The sequence below is a fragment of the Faecalibacterium longum genome, assembly GCF_040094125.1.
GTDB classification, from domain to species: Bacteria; Bacillota; Clostridia; order Oscillospirales; family Ruminococcaceae; genus Faecalibacterium; species Faecalibacterium longum.
The window spans coordinates 12580-28918 of sequence record NZ_JBBNIH010000158.1 but is presented as its reverse complement, the minus strand read 5'-3'; the positions used below and the strand labels follow the sequence as shown (position 1 = coordinate 28918).

The window sequence follows — 16339 nt, the reverse complement described above, 5'->3', positions numbered from 1 at the left end:
ATCTTTGCATTTCCGCTTTCAGTATATGCGAAATTCAAAAAAGTCAAGCTTACCGCAAGAAAATTACATTTTACGCCCCAAGCTGAAACTCAAATGTATACCCATCCTCGCCGTAGTGCTCATTGCCTACCCAGAGAACAGACCGATCGGTCAAATCGTAGACCACGCTGTGGATGGTGTTGGTGTTGGAGTCGTCGTTGTTCCAGGTGCGGCGGCCCACCGAGGCCAGCAGGTCCATGGCAGCGCTCTTGTCAGCTACGACGCCGTTGGTCTGGCGCAGGGCAGCCGCAAGGTGCTCGTAGCGGTCGAGGCCCTTCATCTCGACGGCAGTGCCGTCGTAGTAGCCGGGCGCCTTGATAAAGTTGGTCACCACCTGCCAGTCGGAGGAATCGGAGAGGGCGTCGGTGTCGTTCCAGAGGACGTTCAGCTGACGCTGAGAGCCGTCGGCGTCGTGGTCGGCATCAGCACCCACCCACTCGAGGACAGCGCTGCGGCCGGTGGAGTCGGCCACCATGTAGTGGAAGCAGCTGCTTGCCGAGTCGTGAAGGTCGTACTGCTCAGCCAGCGCCACAGCGTCCTCCACCGAGTCGGCGTAGTCGAGGATGAGCCGGAGCAGGGTGGTGGAGGTGAGGTCGGGCTTGTCGGTCTGGGTGTCGGTGGGGGTGCCTTTGCCCTCGCCCTGATAGGACATGAAGATGCCGCAGGCCACACCGGCGTCGTTGACGCCGTCCAGCGGCACATAGGGGGCCGCGAGGGTCAGGATCTTCTGGCCGAGGCTCTCTACGTCCTTGTCCTTGTCGAGGCCGAGGAAGCTCAGGTCGATGGTGGAGTAGGAGGCGTGACGACCCTTACCGGGGTTCGTGTAGACGATGGCGGTGTTGGTGGCCGAGAAGTCGTAGTTGCGGCCAAAGACCCGGTCGCCGCTCTGGGTGTCTGCGGTAAAGGCCGAGCAGGCGATGGTGCTGGTCTTGATGTTCATGGGGATGATGCCCTTGGTGATGCTCTGGGTGATGAAGGAGATGAGCTCAGGGTCAGTGGATGCGCCGCCCTGGGCCAGGAAATCGTCGAAATAGTAGCCGCCCGAGACGTTGAGCTGGTAAACTGCACCGTCGCGGTGGGCTTCGTCGCGGTCGGAGAGCTTTTTGAGGGACGAGAGGGTGGCCAGCTCGTTGTGCCAGAGGGCGAACACGGCAACGGCCAGCGCGATGACCAGCGCCGCCAGCACGCAGGCAAGGCGCTTGAGGACTTTGGAGAGAGAATGATGCTTCATGGGACCTCCTGAAAAAGTCAAAAGAATATAGATAAAATACTTGAATATTCTATCACGACTTCTGTCGTGTTACAAGACTTTTGGAGATTTGGCCGGAAAATAAAAACAGGCGCTGAACGACAGCGCCTGTTCTGAGAGAGACTTAACCAAACAGTTTTTTCGTATTGTGCATATACACCGACAGCACCAGCCCCACGCAGATATACAGCATGAGCACCGAGCTGCCGCCTGCCGAGTAGAAGGGCAGGGTGACGCCGATGACCGGCAGGAGGCGGAGGTTCATGCCGACATTGACGAATATCTGGGCCATGAACGCGCCGCCGATGCCGGCGCAGATGAAGGAGCCCAGCATATCCTCGCTGCACGCTCCGGTGGCGAAGGTCTTGATGATGATGGCCAGCAGCACGCCCAGCACCACGCAGCAGCCCACGAAGCCCGCCGCGTTGCCGATCCAGCTGAAGATGAAGTCATTGTGGGCGTTGGGGACGCTGTAGTAGCGGCCGCCGAAGAAGCCGTTGCCGAAGATGCCGCCCGAGCCGATGGCGATCTCGCCCCGCTGCTGCTGGTAGATGATGTTCTTCCAGACCGTCTCGCTGGGCGCCCAGCCCGTCTCGTTGTTGGGGTCGATGACCGCAAGGATGCGGTACCACTGGTAGCCCTTGCCGATCTTGTCGCTGAAGAAGGCGAAGGCCGCCGCTGCCGCCGCTGCGAGGGCAGCGAAGGCCCCGATGATATACTTCCAGCTCAGCCCGGCGGCAAAGAGCATACAGCAGCCGATGATGCCGTAGATGATGGCCGTACCGTCATCACCCTGGATGTGGATGATGCCGATCGGCACGAAGAGATGGAGCAGCAGCTTGCCCAGCTCTTTCGGCTCGTTGAGGCGGCTGCGGACATTGTTCAGATGCATGGCGAAGGTGAGGATGAAGCTTATCTTTGCCAGCTCGGTAGGCTGGAAGGTGAAGCCGCCCAGTTTGTACCAGGAATAGTTGTCGGTGTCGCCCGCGTTGTAGCCGATGGTCAGCGGGCCGATGGTCACATTGCGGATGACCAGCGTGGGCAGCACGAGGCCCCATGTGAGCACCACATGGACAGGCCAGACATTGACGAGGCTGCGGTAGTCGATGTTGGACAGAAGGATGGCCACCAGGATGCCGATGGCCGCTGCGCCCGCCTGCACCACGGCCCGGCGGTAGTCGCCGATGCCGGTGAGCTGGCCGGTGAGCTCATCCACGGCAAAGCCGCTGCCCTGCTTCGCCGCCCATGACGACAGCGCCAGTACCGCCATCGCGCTGCTGAACAGGCAGAGCAGCAGGTACATCTTGTCTGTCCGTTTCCAATATCGCTGAATGCTTTCCAAAAAAGCACCACCTTTCTGTATCCTTGGGAAGCCGTTTTCTAAGCATTGCACTCCGCTTACGAAAACAGCTTCCTCGAAACCCCGCCTCACAGCCGGGCATGATCCCCCAATATACCTTATTATACAGCAGGGGAGAGAGGCGCGCAAGATGGACGGTTGTGACAGCTTTGCAAAATCGGCGCAGAACGCTTGACAAAGGCCGATATGCCCTCTAAAATGAAACGTACCGGGGCGGTAAATGGCCGGTCCCCGGCGTTCTTGGAGGAACAGTTTTTACATGAAGGAACAACGCCATCGAATTTTGTGCGCGGTCTGCGCACTGGCACTGGTGCTGACGGCTGTGCTGGCTCCCGCCGCATGGGCGGCAGACGGAGCGGGCGAGGTGCAGGATACGGCAAAGCCCACCCTCACCACGGACGATGCCGCCGAGATGCAGCAGGCAGACGCCGCTGTGACGGCCCTGACCGGCAGCGACGAATACGAGCAGATGTCCCGGGAAGAAAGGCTCACCTCGGCCCTTGCGGAGCTGGATGAACTGGCCCGGAAGGGGCTGGTGCGCCGGGACTCCATCCGCACCGACGAGGAAAACGGGATAGTCAGCTTTACCTACCGCTGCGGCGTGCTGGGCGGCATCCTGCTCACTCTGCCCGACGAGCTGGACGAGATGACCTTTGACGCCGGAGACAACGGCCTGCGCGCCCCGAGGAACATTGCTCAATGCACTCCCCGCACCGCCGAGATGCCCCTGACCGACGATGTCCGGCAGGCTGCGGAGGCCCGGCGGTACCGGGAGAACGCTCTGCCTGAGACGATCGGCCGTGCCGCTATTTATTATGCCTTCGATAATACGGTGAACAGCTCCCGCTTTCCGTATTATTCTTATATGCAGGGCTTCTGGGAAGGCATGGGCCTGCGCACGACGATGAACACCCGGGTGACCCTGTCGGACCTGCGCCGGATGAACAAATATGATTTGTGCATCCTGAGCGCCCACGGTGCCTACTATACTTACAGCTACGGTACTTTCCGGAAGCACACCCGGACCGAGCCCATCATCCTGCTGACAGAAGCGTCCACGCTGTATAAAGACATCATCTACGGCTTTGACCTGCTGGCTCACCGCATCATCAAGCTCAACGGCCTTTACTGTGTCACAGCGGATTTCTTCCGCAATGCGTACCGCTCGGGCCAGCTCAGCAATACCATCATCTACTCCGAGACCTGTGAGTTCCTGGGCGTCACGAACAGCGTGGATGAGTCGATGGCCGAAGCGCTGCTGGCGGGCGGCGCACGGACTGTGCTGGGCTATGTGAACAACGTCTACACGGTCTACTCCCGCAGTATGCTTTGGGATACCGTCAACCATCTTGCGATGGGACAGACCATCGGCAGGGCGCTGGCCCACGCGAAGGATACCTACGGCGAGAACGACATCATCTGGTATACGGAGCAGGGCGGACGCCGCCCCCACGCCGCCGCAGCGTATCTGGTGCTCTACGGTGACGAGAACGCCCGGCTGAATGTGCCGGAAAACTTCTCGCTCGAGGAACGCGCGGAGGCCGCGGAAGATATGCTGGCCGATGTGCTTGAAAGCGCGGCCTGAGCGTTGCACTTTTGACGGAAATAGTTTATACTAAGGGACGGCAGAACAGGACGGCAGGACTCTGCCGTCCCTTTTTTATAGAAACGCATATGAGGTGGGATACCCATGTCTGAATTTATCACCCACTCCCGTGAGGAGACGGTGGCGCTGGGGGCGCAGGTGGCGCAGCATCTTGCGCCCGGGGCGCTCATCGCCTTTACCGGCGGGCTTGGCGCGGGCAAGACGGCCTTCTGCGAGGGCATTGCCAGGGGCCTCGGCTGCACTGACCCGGTCAGCAGCCCGACGTTCGCCATCGTGAACTATTACCGCGGGCCGCGGCCTTTCGCGCACTTTGATTTGTACCGCATCTCCACGGAGAACGATTTGTGCGCGGCAGGGTTCTACGACTATCTGGATGAGGGCGCTGTGGTGGCGGCAGAGTGGAGCGAGAACTTCGCTGACCTGCTGGAGCTGGAAGACCCCATCCACATCAACATCGAGCGGGTGGACGACACCACCCGCCGCATCACCATCGAGGGGGTGGAAGTATGAACATCTTAGCCGTGGATACGGCGGGCAAGACCGTGGGCGTGGCCCTTCTGCAGGATGACCGCCTGCTCTACGAGTGCTATCTCGATGCGGGCATGACCCACAGCGAGACCCTGATGCCCCTCATCGACAACTGTCTCAAACTCTGCGGCATGGGCTGCAAGGACATCGACCTCTACGGCGTCAATGCCGGTCCCGGCAGCTTTACCGGCCTGCGCATCGGGCTGGCGGCGGTGAAGGGTCTGGCCTTCCCCCGGGAGACGCTCTGCGCCCCGGTGTCCACGCTGGAAGCGCTGGCGGCGGCCCACACCGGCTGCGGTACCGTGCTCTGCGCGCTGGATGCCCGCCGTGCGCAGGTGTACAGCGCGGCTTTCGACCTTGAGACCCACGAGCGTCTGATGGACGACGATGCCCGTGCCGTGGCCGACCTGGCCGAGTTTGTAGAAAATTGCAAAAAGCCTCTGTTTTTTGTTGGTGATGGCGCGGCTCTGTGCTATAATAAATATGACAATGTCCCGGGCGTGCTCTGTGTACCGCCAGCTCTCCGCAATGGCCGTGCCGCTGCGGTGGCCTATGTGGCAGGGCAGATGGCCCAGCGGGGCGAAGCCGTTCTGCCCGAGGCTCTGCTGCCGGATTATCACCGGCTGAGCCAGGCCGAGCGAGAGCGGGCCGAGCGTCTGGCCGCAGAAGCTGCCCGTACCGAAATACCGGAAGATACTGCAAAGGGAAAGGATCAACACCAATGACGAAACCCATCGCACTTGCCGCCGACCACGGCGGATTTGAACTGAAAGAGGCCGTTAAGGCTCATCTGGACGAGCTGGGGTTGGAGTACATCGACTTCGGCACCCACAGCACCGCCAGCGTGGACTACCCTGACATGGCTCTGCCTGCCTGCGACGCCGTGGTGAGCGGCCAGTGCAGCAAGGCACTGCTGTTCTGCGGCACCGGTGTGGGCATCAGCATGGCCGCAAACAAGGTCAAGGGCATCCGTGCCTGCTGCTGCTCTGACAGCTTCAGCTGCGAGTATACCCGCCGCCACAACGACGCCAACGCCCTGTGCATGGGTGGCCGCGTCGTCGGCCCCGGCCTCGCCTGCCAGCTGGTGGACATCTTCCTCAACACCGAGTTTGAGGGCGGCCGCCACGAGAAGCGCATCGCAAAGCTGATGGAGATCGAGAATCGGTAAACCTTAGGATTCCAATATCTATTCACAATATAAGGAGAGTGTATTATGACCCCTATGATCGTTGAGCATCCGCTGCTGCAGCACAAACTGAGCATTCTGCGCAACAAGCAGACCGGCACCAAGGAGTTCCGTGACCTCGTGGGCGAGATCGCCACTCTGCTGTGCTATGAGGCTACCCGTGACCTGCCTCTGGAAGAGGTGGAGATCGAGACTCCCATCACCATGGCAAAGACCAAGGTGCTGGCAGGCCGCAAGCTGGCGCTGGTGCCGATCCTCCGCGCCGGCATGGGTATGCTGGATGGTATGCTGACCCTGCTGCCCGCCGCTAAGGTCGGCTTCATCGGCCTGTACCGCGACGAGGAGACCCTGCAGCCCGTGGAGTATTTCTGCAAGCTGCCGAAGGACATCGCTGAGCGCGACGTTCTGGTGCTTGACCCGATGCTGGCTACCGGCGGCAGCGCCATCGACGCCATCACCCAGATCAAGAAGCACGGCGCAAAGCACATCAAGTTCATCGGCCTCATCGCTGCTCCGGAAGGCATCAAGGCCCTGCACGAGGCACACCCCGATGTGGACATCTACCTCGGCGCACAGGACGACCACCTGAACGAGAACGGCTACATCGTCCCCGGCCTGGGCGACGCAGGCGACCGTATCTACGGCACCAAGTAAATCTCTGTATAACGGAAAGGTGCTCTGCCGGCCGGCAGAGCACTTTTTGCGTGGTACAGTAAAATTTACAGCATTGTAAATTTTCTGCGAGGCGCTTGACTTTTTTAGAAAACTGCGTATACTTATAAACGAGAAAATCAAATGCTGTTCATTTGGAATCGCAAATAATAAGACCCCTTCTCGGAGGTGCTAGCTCCGGGAAGGGGTCTTATTATTTAGTGCTTACAGTCCTTGTTGAACCATCTGCCAAGCCACTTGTAGATGTAGTTTGCAACCACACCTGCTGCGACAGACAGCATAAATGAGAAAATACTGTTCATTCGGAATCACCTCCCTTCCAAATGGAATGGAGTGGTAAGGACGGCGATTCGATTATATCATAGTTTTCGACAGAAGAACAGAACTTCTTTCAGCACGATCACTTGCTCTTTCGTGCTAAAATCTCATCCAGAATGGCGTCCGCTACATCATCCTTGCTCATCAGGGGCAGCTCGCGGGCGCCGTCCGGCGTGATGAAGGTGACAACATTGGTATCCACGCCAAACCCGGCACCGGCGACCTTCAGATTGTTGGCCACCACCATGTCGAGGTTCTTTTTCTCGAGCTTGGCCGATGAGTTGGCCAGCATATCCCGCGTCTCCATCGAGAAGCCGCAAAGGAACTGCCCCTTCTTCTTGGGGCCGATGGTGCCGAGGATGTCGGGCGTCCGCTCCACGGCGATGGAGAGGTCGCCGTCCTTCTTCTTTATCTTGTCGTCGGCCACGGCGGCGGGGCGGTAATCGGCCACGGCAGCAGCCATGACCAGAACGTCCATCTCGTCGAAGCGGCTGGTCACGGCCTCGTACATCTGCTGGGCTGTCGTGATGGGAACATCCTCGGTGAACCGCACCGGCTGCAGGGCCGTCGGGCCGTGGATGAGGGTGACTTCGGCACCGCGCATCGCGGCGGCACGGGCCACGGCATAGCCCATCTTGCCGGTGGAGTGGTTGGTCAGGTAGCGCACAGGGTCCAGCGGCTCCTGAGTGGGGCCGGCCGTGACGGCAATGCGCAGACCGGCGAGGTCCTTCGGCTTTGCGATGGCGCGGAAGATGTAGTCCAGCAGGACATCCTCTTTCGGCAGGCGTCCGCTGCCCACGTCCTTGCAGGCCAGTACGCCGCTCTCGGAGGGGATGACCGTGAAGCCGTACTTTTCCAGTGTGGCGATGTTGTCCTGGGTGATGGGGTTCTCCAGCATCCCGGTGTTCATGGCAGGGGAGACGAGCTTGGGACACTTGGCCGCGAGAACGACGGTGGTAAGCATATCGTCGGCGATGCCGTGAGCCATCTTGGCAATGACGTTGGCGGTGGCCGGGGCCACGAGGATGACGTCGGCCTTCTTTGCCAGCGAGATATGGGTGACTTCGAACTTGAAATCCCGGTCGAAGGTGTCCACCATGCACTTGTGGCCTGTCAGGGTCTCGAACGTGATAGGGGTGATGAACTGGGTGGCGTTTCTGGTCATGATGACCTCCACGTCGGCCCCCAGCTTGCGCAGTGCGCTGGCCACGTTGGCCATTTTATAGGCGGCAATGCCGCCGCTGACGCCCAGAAGGACGCATTTTCCCTTCAGATCCATCCAAAATACCTCCTATAAATAGGGATAATATAACTACAGTATAATGCAAAACGGCCCAGAGCACAACAAAATCTTTGATTGGGGTTGTATCTTGGCTCAAAATGCGGTAAAATACAGCTTGACTTATACAAAAAAGCTCTCCGTCAAGCCTGCGGCTCACGGGCAGGCCCGTCTCCATACAACCTCTCAGGCGCTTCGCGCCAGCTCCCCTGATAGGGGAGCCTCTGGCGAAGAGATGGGGCTTTACGATATGCCAAGGCCTCCCCTCGGTAGGAGAGGCGGCATCGCACAGCGATGACGGAGAGGTTCGACCCTGCGAGGAACTGAATTATGATTTTAGCCATTGACATAGGCAACACCACCGTCGCCCTCGGGGGCATCCGGGACGGACGTGTATGCTTTGTGGCCCACATGGACACGGTGCGCACCCGCACAGCGGCGGAGTACCGTGCCGAGATGGAAAAGGTGTTCTCTCATCGGAGACACCCGGAAAAGCCCATCCGCTTCGAGGGCGCTGTCCTCACCAGCGTCGTCCCCCAGATCACGGGGGCGCTGGCTGAGTGCGCCCGCCACTACACCGGCAAAAAGCCGGTCATCGTCTCGCCCGACATCCGCACCGGCCTCACGATGGGGGTGCCTGACCCTCACGCCGTCGGCAAAGACCGCCTTGTGGATGCGGCCTACGCGGCGGCGAATTTCCCCCTGCCGGTGGTCACGGTAGACCTCGGCACCGCCACCACGTTCAACGTGGTGGATGAGAACAAGGTCTTCCGGGGCGGCGTCATCTGCCCCGGACTTTCCACCGGTCTGCGGGCGCTGGGGGAGCGGTGCGCCCAGCTGCCGCAGGTACATCTTTCTTCGCCCAAAAGCGCGATCGGCGTCGATACCGAGAAGTGTATGCTCTCCGGCTCTGTGCTGGGGACGGCTGTCCTGCTGGACGGCATCACTCAGCGCATCGAGGAAGAACTGGGCCGTCCGGCCACGCTGGTGGTCACAGGCGGTCTGGCAAAGTATGTCATCCCGCTCTGCCGTCACCCGCTCACCTATGACCCCGAGCTGCTGCTGAAGGGGCTGGCTCTCCTTTACCAGCTCAATGCGCCGCAGCATGAGCGTCACCACGAGCCGCGCAGCGACGGTGAGCGCCGCCGTCCCCGCCCGGCAGGCAGACGCCCTTACAACAACGGCAGCAGCCCCCGCCGCCGCAATAACCGCCGTCCCCGCCGGGACGATGAGGCCAAAGCGGGCTGAGCCTTGAAAGGAGAGACCTTATGATGAAATTAGGCATTCTCGGCGCAGGCATGATCGTCCGGGAGTTCCTGCCCTGGCTCACCGGGTCGGAAAGCCCCTTCAAGGTCGAGGCTCTTTGCAGCACGGAGCGGAGCGCCGGTGCAGCACAGGCCCTCTGCGACCAGTATGGTGTGCCGCGCCACACCACCAGCTACGACGAACTGCTGAGCTGGGTGGACGTTGTGTATATCGCCGTACCGAATATCATGCACGTAAAATATACCCGTGCCGCTCTGGAAGCGGGCCGCCATGTCATCGTCGAAAAGCCGATGGCCCCCACGGCGGCGCTGGCCGAAGAGCTGGCCGAGCTGGCCCGGAGCAAAAAGCTCTTCCTCTTCGAGGCTGTCACCACGCAGTATCAGGACAACTACGCCAAGATCCGTGAGTTGCTGCCCAAGGTAGGCGCCGTCACGATGGTGCAGTGTAATTTCAGCCAGTATTCCAGCCGGTATCATGATTTCTGCGCCGGCAAGGTCTGGCCGTCCTTTGACCCGGCCTGCGCCGGCGGCGCGCTGATGGACCTGGGCGTCTACAATGTCAGCTATGTGGTGGGCCTCTTCGGCTCGCCCAATAAGGTCCACTATGCGGCCAATGTCACCCGGGGCATCGACACCAGCGGCGTGCTGACGATGGAGTATCGCAGCTTCAAGGCCGTGAGCATCAATGCCAAGGACAGCAGTTCCCCGGCCCGGTACATCATTCAGGGTACCAAGGGGTATCTGCTCCAGAAATCCACCGCCAACTTCTGCGGCGGCGTCACCTTCCACCCCTATAAGGGCAAGGAAGAACACTTCAACCTCAGCGCAGGCCGTCCCCGGCAGGCGGCGGAGTTCCACGCCTTTGCCCGCGCCATCGAGAGCGAGGATATGGAGCTTTGTAGCCGGATGCTGGACACCTCGGTGGCCGTCAGCCGTGTGCTGGAAACGGCCCGCCGTGATGCGGGCATCCGCTTCACTACTGATTTATAATGCTATCCCCGGAAGTTCCCTGACAAAACATCCCGTATATTTCAGACTGTATTCTACAAAAGACCCCGTGTATTTCACGGGCAGGTTTGCGCCGTATCCGACAATTTAGGGCGGAACGGCAGCAAGGAGGAAAACTGAATTATGAAAAAGAATGACATTCGCACCCTCACCCGGCTGGCACTGCTGGTCGCCATTGAGCTGGTCATGAAGGCCGTCGGCCTGGGCAGTGTCCCTGTAGGCCCGCTTTACATGAGCTTTTTGACCCTGCCGATCGCCGTGGGTGCCATCACCATGGGTCCCGCCGCAGGCGCTATCCTCGGCGGCGTGTTCGGCGCCGTGAGCTTCTATGATGCCGTCACCGGCGCTTCCGCCATGACTGGTGCGCTGTTCCAGGTCAGCCCCGTCAACACCTTCATCCTCTGTGTGGGTATGCGTGTGCTGATGGGCCTGTGTACCGGCCTTATCTTCAACGCTGTCAAGAATTTCGATAAGCCCGGCACCTGGAGCTACATCGTCAGCGCCATGTGCGCCCCGGCCCTCAACACCCTGTTCTTCATGGGCTACATCGTGCTGGCCTTCTACGGCTGCGATTACGTCCAGAACCTCGTGTCCGTCAAGGGCGCAGCCAACCCCCTGATGTTCGTCGTCCTGCTGGTCGGCGTGCAGGGCGTGGCCGAGTTCCTTGTCTCCGGCATCCTGGGCGGCATCGTCGCCCGCGCTGTCCACAAGTTTTTGAAGTAACAGGCGGTGTCGGTCAGGGACATCCGCTGATAAACCTCTCCGTCACGGCTGACGCCGTGCCACCGCCCCTATCAAGGGGCTGCAAGGAAAGATCATATAATAGGCCCCTCCCCCGGCAAAAATGCTGAGGGAGGGGCTTTTGTGTTGATTTTAGCCTACCGGTGCGGTATACTTATCATACTTTATTCAAAAGAAGGAGGCGGCGGAAAATGCCCATCGGCCCCAGCAGACCCCTGAATTTAGCAAAGCCGGAGTCCATCGACATCCGGCAGGCCGCGCGGTATTTCGGCGCGCGGGGCGAGGCTGACAGCGCTACCCTCACCCTTCTGGAAAAGTGCGCTGCGCCCCTTCTCGCCGCCGCCACGCCCCGGGCTGTCTGGCTCGAGGCCGACGTGGAGAGCCTCACGCAGGCCGGTATTTTGAAGGGGGAGGACATCTTCCGGCATCTGGAAGGGTGCAGCGAGGCCGTGCTTCTGGCCGTGACAGTCGGCCCCGGCGTGGACGGACAGATACGCCGGGCTGGTGTGGGCGACATCGCCGCCGGTGTGGCGTCGGACGCCATCGGCTCTGTGCTGGCCGAACAGGCTGCGGACGCCGCCGAGGCCGAGCTGCGGCAGTGGGCCGCAGAGCAGGACAAGTACCTCACGGGCCGTTTCTCGCCGGGCTACGGCGACTGGCCCATCGGGGTGCAGCCGCTGGTGGCGGCGGCACTGGACACCGCCCGCCGGGCCGGGCTCTGCGTGACCGAAAATGACCTGATGACGCCCCGCAAGAGCGTGACCGCTCTGCTGGGCCTGAGCGACCATCCGGTGAAAGGACGCCTTGCCGGGTGCGGACACTGCGTGCTGAACACGCGGTGCGAATATAGAAAGAGGGGCAAGACCTGTGCAAGCGAATGAACTGTTTATCCAGCCGAATACCATCCTCCTCGACGGCGGCATGGGTACCATGCTGCAGGCGGCGGGCCTGAAACTGGGCGCACGGCCTGAGGAACTGAACATCACCGACCCACAGCTCATCGAGAGCATCCACAGCCGGTACGCCGCCGCAGGCAGCCGCATCATCAATGCCAACACCTTCGGCGCGTCGGCCCATAAGCTGGCGGGCAGCGAATACACGCTGGAAGAGATCATTGCGGCGGGCATTGCCAACTGCAAGCGGGCCTGCGCCCCCTACGGCGCACTGGCCGCGCTGGACGTCGGCCCGCTGGGCGAACTGCTGGAGCCCAACGGCACGCTGGCCTTTGAAGACGCCGTGGCCGAGTATGGCCGCATCGTCCGGGCGGGTGTCGCCGCCGGGGCCGATCTTGTCTTCTTTGAGACCTTCACCGACCTGTACGAGCTGAAAGCTGCCCTGCTGGCCGCGAAAGAGAACTGTGACCTGCCCATCCTCGCCAGCATGAGCTTTGAGGCAGGCGGGCGCACCTTCACCGGCTGCACCGTCGAGAGCTTCGCCGTCACGGCCCGGGGCCTCGGGGCCAACGCCGTGGGCATCAACTGCTCCCTCGGCCCGAAGGAAATTTTCCCCATGGCAAAGCGGCTGGCCGAGGCCCTGCCCGGCGATTTCCCGGTCTTTGTCAAGCCAAATGCGGGCCTGCCCCGCGCCGACGGCAGCGGCTACGACATCACGCCCCAGCTCTTTGCCATGGAGATGAAGCCCTACCGCGATTTGAAGCTCTTTGCGGCGGGCGGCTGCTGCGGCACCACCCCCGATTTCATCAAGCTGCTGAACGGCGTCTTCGCCGACTGCAAGCCGGGCCGCCCCGCCCACGCCATGCCCTCGGTGCTCTGCTCGCCGATGGACTTCGTCACCGTGGACGGCATCACCGTGGTGGGCGAGCGCATCAACCCCACCGGCAAAAAGCGGTTCCAGCAGGCCCTGCGCGAGGGCGACATGAACTACATCCTCGAGCAGGCCGTCAGCCAGTCCGAGGCCGGAGCGCAGGTGCTGGACGTCAACGTGGGCGCGCCCGGCGTGGACGAGCCCGCCGTCATGGAGCAGGTGGTGAAGGCTCTGCAGAGTGTCGTCAGCCTGCCTTTGCAGCTGGATTCCTCCCACGCAGACGCCCTCGAGCGGGGCCTGCGGGTCTACAACGGCAAGCCCATCGTCAACTCGGTGAACGGCGAGACCGAAGTGCTGGAGCGTGTCCTGCCCCTCTGCAAAAAGTACGGCGCGGCCGTCGTCGGCCTCGCTATCGACGAGCGGGGCATCCAGCCCAGCGCCGACGCCCGGTTTGAGATCGCAAAGCGGGTGGTGGACGCGGCGCTGGCCCACGGCATCCCCCGGGAAGATATTTATATCGACTGCCTGACCCTCACCGCCAGCGCCCAGCAGCAGGACGTTCTGGCCACCGTGGAGGCGCTGGCCCGCTGCAAGAAGGAGCTGGGCGTCCGCACCATCCTCGGTGTGTCCAACATCAGCTTCGGCCTGCCCTGCCGCCCCTATCTGAATACTACTTTCCTCACCATGGCCATGTACGCGGGTCTCGACCTCGCCATTATGAATCCTTCCAGCGAAGAGATGATGGCGGCGGTCTACTCCTACAACGTCCTCACCAACCGCGACAAGCAGAGCATGGCCTACATCGCCCGCTATGCCGATAAAGTCCCTGCCAGCGCCGCGTTGAAGCAGGCCCGGACGGCCCAGGCGTCTCAGACGTCAAACACCCCGGCGGAGGCGGATGCAGCTCACAGCGGCCCTTTTGCCGCGCTGATGCAGGCGGTGGAAAAGGGCCTCAAGGGTGAAGCCGCTGCCCGCACCCACACCCTGCTGGACGAAAACGAGCCCCTGACGCTGGTGGACGAGGCCCTCATCCCGGCGCTGGACGTCGTGGGTGAAAAGTACGAGAAGGGCAAGCTCTTCCTGCCTCAGCTGTTACAGGCCGCCAGCGCCGCACAGGCCGCCTTTGAAGAGATCAAGACCGCCATCGCCAAGCGGGGCGGGGCCGGGGCCAGCAAGGGCCGCATCGTCCTCGCAACGGTCAAGGGCGATGTCCACGACATCGGCAAGAACATCGTCCGCGTCATCCTCGAGAACTACGGCTTCGAGGTCATCGACCTTGGCCGCGATGTGCCGGTGGAGACGGTGGTGGATACCGTCCGGGAGAAGGATGTCCACCTCGTGGGGCTCTCGGCCCTGATGACCACCACCCTCAAGAGCATGGAGGAGACCATCGCGGCCCTCCATGCGGCAAAGCTCGACTGCAAGGTGATGGTGGGCGGCGCTGTCCTGACGCCCGAGTACGCCGAGAAGATCGGCGCGGACTGGTACGCCAAGGACGCCAAGCAGAGCGCCGATATTGCCAAGAAATTCTTCGGTGAGTCATAAAAATAGAGCAAGAGCCGGTGCAGATGCACCGGCTCTTTTGGAGTTTACTTATGATCCACCAGCGCCATGATGCGCTCCGGCGGGGCGGAGAGGCAGGCCGGGGCGTCGGGTTCGGCCACGGAGAGGGTCGTCTTGCTCACTTTCCACCACAGACGAGTGGTGCCGTCCAGCAGTTGGAAGATGAGGTTCCAATCGAAGGGATTCTCGCTGGCGGAGAGCAGCTCCACCGGCAGGGCGTTCTCTGCGCCCGGGGCGCAGGGGGCGAAGTCGTGGGCGCGGATGCCCACGGCGGTGCAGCCCTCCGGCACCTCAGCGGCGAGGTGCAGCAGACTCTCACAGCCTGCGAGGCGGACGCTGTGGGCGTCCACCCGGGTGCAGGGCAGGATGTTCTTGCAGCCGGTCAGCCGGGCCGCAGCGGTGCTGCGGGGGTCGGCAAAGACCTCTTTCGTGGTGCCGGTGCGGAGCACCTGCCCGCCGTCCATGACGATCATGTCCCGGCACAGGCGGTAAGCTTCGTCCCGGTTGTGGGTGACAAGCAGGGCTGTGCCGGCGAAACCCGCCAGCAGGCTGCCCACTTCGCCCTCCACCTCCTCGCGGAGGTAGCTGTCCAGTGCGCTGAACGGCTCATCCAGCATCAAAATCTTCGGCTTGCCCACCAGAATACGGGCCAGCGCGGTGCGCTGCTGCTGTCCGCCGGAAAGCTCTGCCGGGCGGCGGCTGGCCAGTTCTTCCAGCCGCAAGGCCCGCAGCATCCCGGCGCAGCGGGCCTTGCGGGCGGCTTTGTTCCTTTCGGCTTTCAGGCCGCAGAGGATGTTCTGCTCCACGGTCATATTCGGGAAGAGAGCGTAGTTCTGGAAGAGCAGGCCCACGCCCCGCTGCTGGGGCGGCAGGTCGATGTGCTGCCCGCTGTCGAACAGCACCCGCCCGTCCAGCACGATGCGGCCCTTGTCGGGCTTCACGATGCCCGCGATGCAGCGCAACGTCATGCTTTTGCCGCAGCCCGACGCGCCCAGAATGGCCGTGGCAGTGTTCCCGGCGGCGAAGTCGGAGCGGAGGGTGAAGCCGTTCAGCTTTTTCTCGATATGTACTTCCAGGCTCATGCGCGGCCACCTGCTTTCTGCTTTTTCTCCAGGAGGTTCACAGCCAGCAGCACCACAGCAGAGATGACGATGTCCACCAGCACCCACCGCATGGCACCGGCCTCATCGTTGGTGCGCCAGAGCTGGTACACCGTGGTGGCGATGGTGGCCGTCTTGCCCGGGGTGTAGCCCGCTATCATGCTGGTAGCACCGTACTCGCCCAAGGCCCGGGCAAAGGCCAGCACCGTACCAGCCAGAATGCCCTGACGGCAGCAGGGCATCCGCACCCGCCAGAATATCCACGCATTGGACTGTCCCAGTGTCTGGGCCGACCAGGCCAGCGTCTCGTCAAAGCTCTCGAAGGCGCCCCGGGCCGTTCGGTACATCAGCGGGAAGGCCACTACGATGGACGCAAAGATGGCGCTGTACCAGTTCATGACCAGCTTGACGCCGAAATGCTCCATGAAGAAGATGCCCAGCGGCCGCTTTGCGCCGAAGAGCAGCAACAGAAAATAGCCCACCACTGTGGGCGGCAGCACCATGGGCAGGGTGAGCACCACGTCCAGCACGCCCTTGACGGTGCGGGGCAGCTTTGCGATATAATAAGCGGCAAAAATGCCGAGGAAGAACACTGCTGCGCAGCTGATGAGCGCGATGCGCAGGCTGTTCCATAAGGGATACCAATCCATGATTTTAACCT

15 protein-coding genes are annotated in these 16339 nt (G+C 61.7%); 10 read left to right on the top strand and 5 right to left on the bottom strand.

What is annotated here, in order from left to right:
- Positions 1–70: 70 nt before the first annotated feature.
- Both AAAU26_RS10280 and AAAU26_RS10275 read right to left on the bottom strand, forming a co-directional pair.
- A complete protein-coding gene (locus tag AAAU26_RS10280) occupies positions 71–1270 on the bottom strand; it encodes a carcinine hydrolase/isopenicillin-N N-acyltransferase family protein (RefSeq protein ID WP_227618847.1) in 1200 nt (399 codons plus the stop codon).
- A gap of 142 nt (positions 1271–1412) precedes the next feature.
- A complete protein-coding gene (locus AAAU26_RS10275; protein ID WP_227618846.1) occupies positions 1413–2630 on the bottom strand; it encodes an FtsW/RodA/SpoVE family cell cycle protein in 1218 nt (405 codons plus the stop codon).
- Between the two features lie 277 nt (positions 2631–2907).
- Between AAAU26_RS10275 and AAAU26_RS10270 the strand changes: the two genes are divergently transcribed.
- The 5 genes from AAAU26_RS10270 (at position 2908) to upp (ending at position 6622) form a co-directional block, all read left to right on the top strand.
- On the top strand, positions 2908–4233 hold the full coding sequence (locus tag AAAU26_RS10270; RefSeq protein ID WP_227618845.1) for a C25 family cysteine peptidase: 1326 nt from the start codon (positions 2908–2910) through the stop codon (positions 4231–4233).
- Positions 4234–4338: 105 nt separating this feature from the next.
- Positions 4339–4764, top strand: coding sequence for a tRNA (adenosine(37)-N6)-threonylcarbamoyltransferase complex ATPase subunit type 1 TsaE (gene tsaE / locus AAAU26_RS10265; protein WP_227618844.1), 426 nt, complete (start codon positions 4339–4341; stop codon positions 4762–4764).
- Positions 4761–5507 carry a tRNA (adenosine(37)-N6)-threonylcarbamoyltransferase complex dimerization subunit type 1 TsaB gene (tsaB, locus tag AAAU26_RS10260; protein ID WP_227618842.1) on the top strand — a complete coding sequence of 249 codons (747 nt, stop codon included), beginning with the start codon at positions 4761–4763 and terminating at the stop codon, positions 5505–5507. The genes tsaE and tsaB overlap by 4 nt, the downstream gene beginning before the upstream one ends.
- Complete coding sequence (gene rpiB, locus AAAU26_RS10255) at positions 5504–5950, top strand: ribose 5-phosphate isomerase B (protein ID WP_158395124.1); 447 nt, start codon at positions 5504–5506, stop codon at positions 5948–5950. Before tsaB ends, rpiB begins: the two co-directional genes overlap by 4 nt.
- A 45-nt stretch (positions 5951–5995) precedes the next feature.
- Positions 5996–6622 (top strand): uracil phosphoribosyltransferase, encoded by a 627-nt coding sequence (gene upp, locus AAAU26_RS10250; protein ID WP_158395123.1) that lies wholly within the window; start codon positions 5996–5998, stop codon positions 6620–6622.
- Between the two features lie 418 nt (positions 6623–7040).
- Here the strand turns inward: upp and coaBC are convergent, their stop codons facing one another.
- Complete coding sequence (coaBC, locus tag AAAU26_RS10245) at positions 7041–8237, bottom strand: bifunctional phosphopantothenoylcysteine decarboxylase/phosphopantothenate--cysteine ligase CoaBC (RefSeq protein WP_207677051.1); 1197 nt, start codon at positions 8235–8237, stop codon at positions 7041–7043.
- Between the two features lie 330 nt (positions 8238–8567).
- Between coaBC and AAAU26_RS10240 the strand changes: the two genes are divergently transcribed.
- The 5 genes from AAAU26_RS10240 to AAAU26_RS10220 all read left to right on the top strand — a co-directional run bounded on the left by AAAU26_RS10240 (position 8568) and on the right by AAAU26_RS10220 (position 14560).
- Positions 8568–9485 carry a type III pantothenate kinase gene (locus tag AAAU26_RS10240; protein ID WP_227618841.1) on the top strand — a complete coding sequence of 306 codons (918 nt, stop codon included), beginning with the start codon at positions 8568–8570 and terminating at the stop codon, positions 9483–9485.
- Positions 9486–9505: 20 nt separating this feature from the next.
- Positions 9506–10492 carry a Gfo/Idh/MocA family protein gene (locus tag AAAU26_RS10235; protein WP_227618840.1) on the top strand — a complete coding sequence of 329 codons (987 nt, stop codon included), beginning with the start codon at positions 9506–9508 and terminating at the stop codon, positions 10490–10492.
- A gap of 141 nt (positions 10493–10633) precedes the next feature.
- Positions 10634–11233 carry an ECF transporter S component gene (locus AAAU26_RS10230; RefSeq protein WP_158395121.1) on the top strand — a complete coding sequence of 200 codons (600 nt, stop codon included), beginning with the start codon at positions 10634–10636 and terminating at the stop codon, positions 11231–11233.
- Positions 11234–11442: 209 nt separating this feature from the next.
- Positions 11443–12132, top strand: coding sequence for a methionine synthase (locus AAAU26_RS10225; RefSeq protein WP_158402811.1), 690 nt, complete (start codon positions 11443–11445; stop codon positions 12130–12132).
- Entirely contained in the window at positions 12119–14560 is a 2442-nt protein-coding gene (locus AAAU26_RS10220; RefSeq protein WP_227618839.1) for a homocysteine S-methyltransferase family protein, read from the top strand. The genes AAAU26_RS10225 and AAAU26_RS10220 overlap by 14 nt, the downstream gene beginning before the upstream one ends.
- Before the next feature lie 44 nt (positions 14561–14604).
- Here AAAU26_RS10220 and AAAU26_RS10215 read toward each other — a convergent pair whose 3' ends face one another.
- Entirely contained in the window at positions 14605–15660 is a 1056-nt protein-coding gene (locus tag AAAU26_RS10215) for a sulfate/molybdate ABC transporter ATP-binding protein (protein WP_227618838.1), read from the bottom strand.
- Positions 15657–16328, bottom strand: a complete 672-nt coding sequence (modB, locus tag AAAU26_RS10210; protein WP_158395118.1) for a molybdate ABC transporter permease subunit — start codon at positions 16326–16328, stop codon at positions 15657–15659. The genes AAAU26_RS10215 and modB overlap by 4 nt, the downstream gene beginning before the upstream one ends.
- Positions 16329–16339 lie beyond the last annotated feature (11 nt).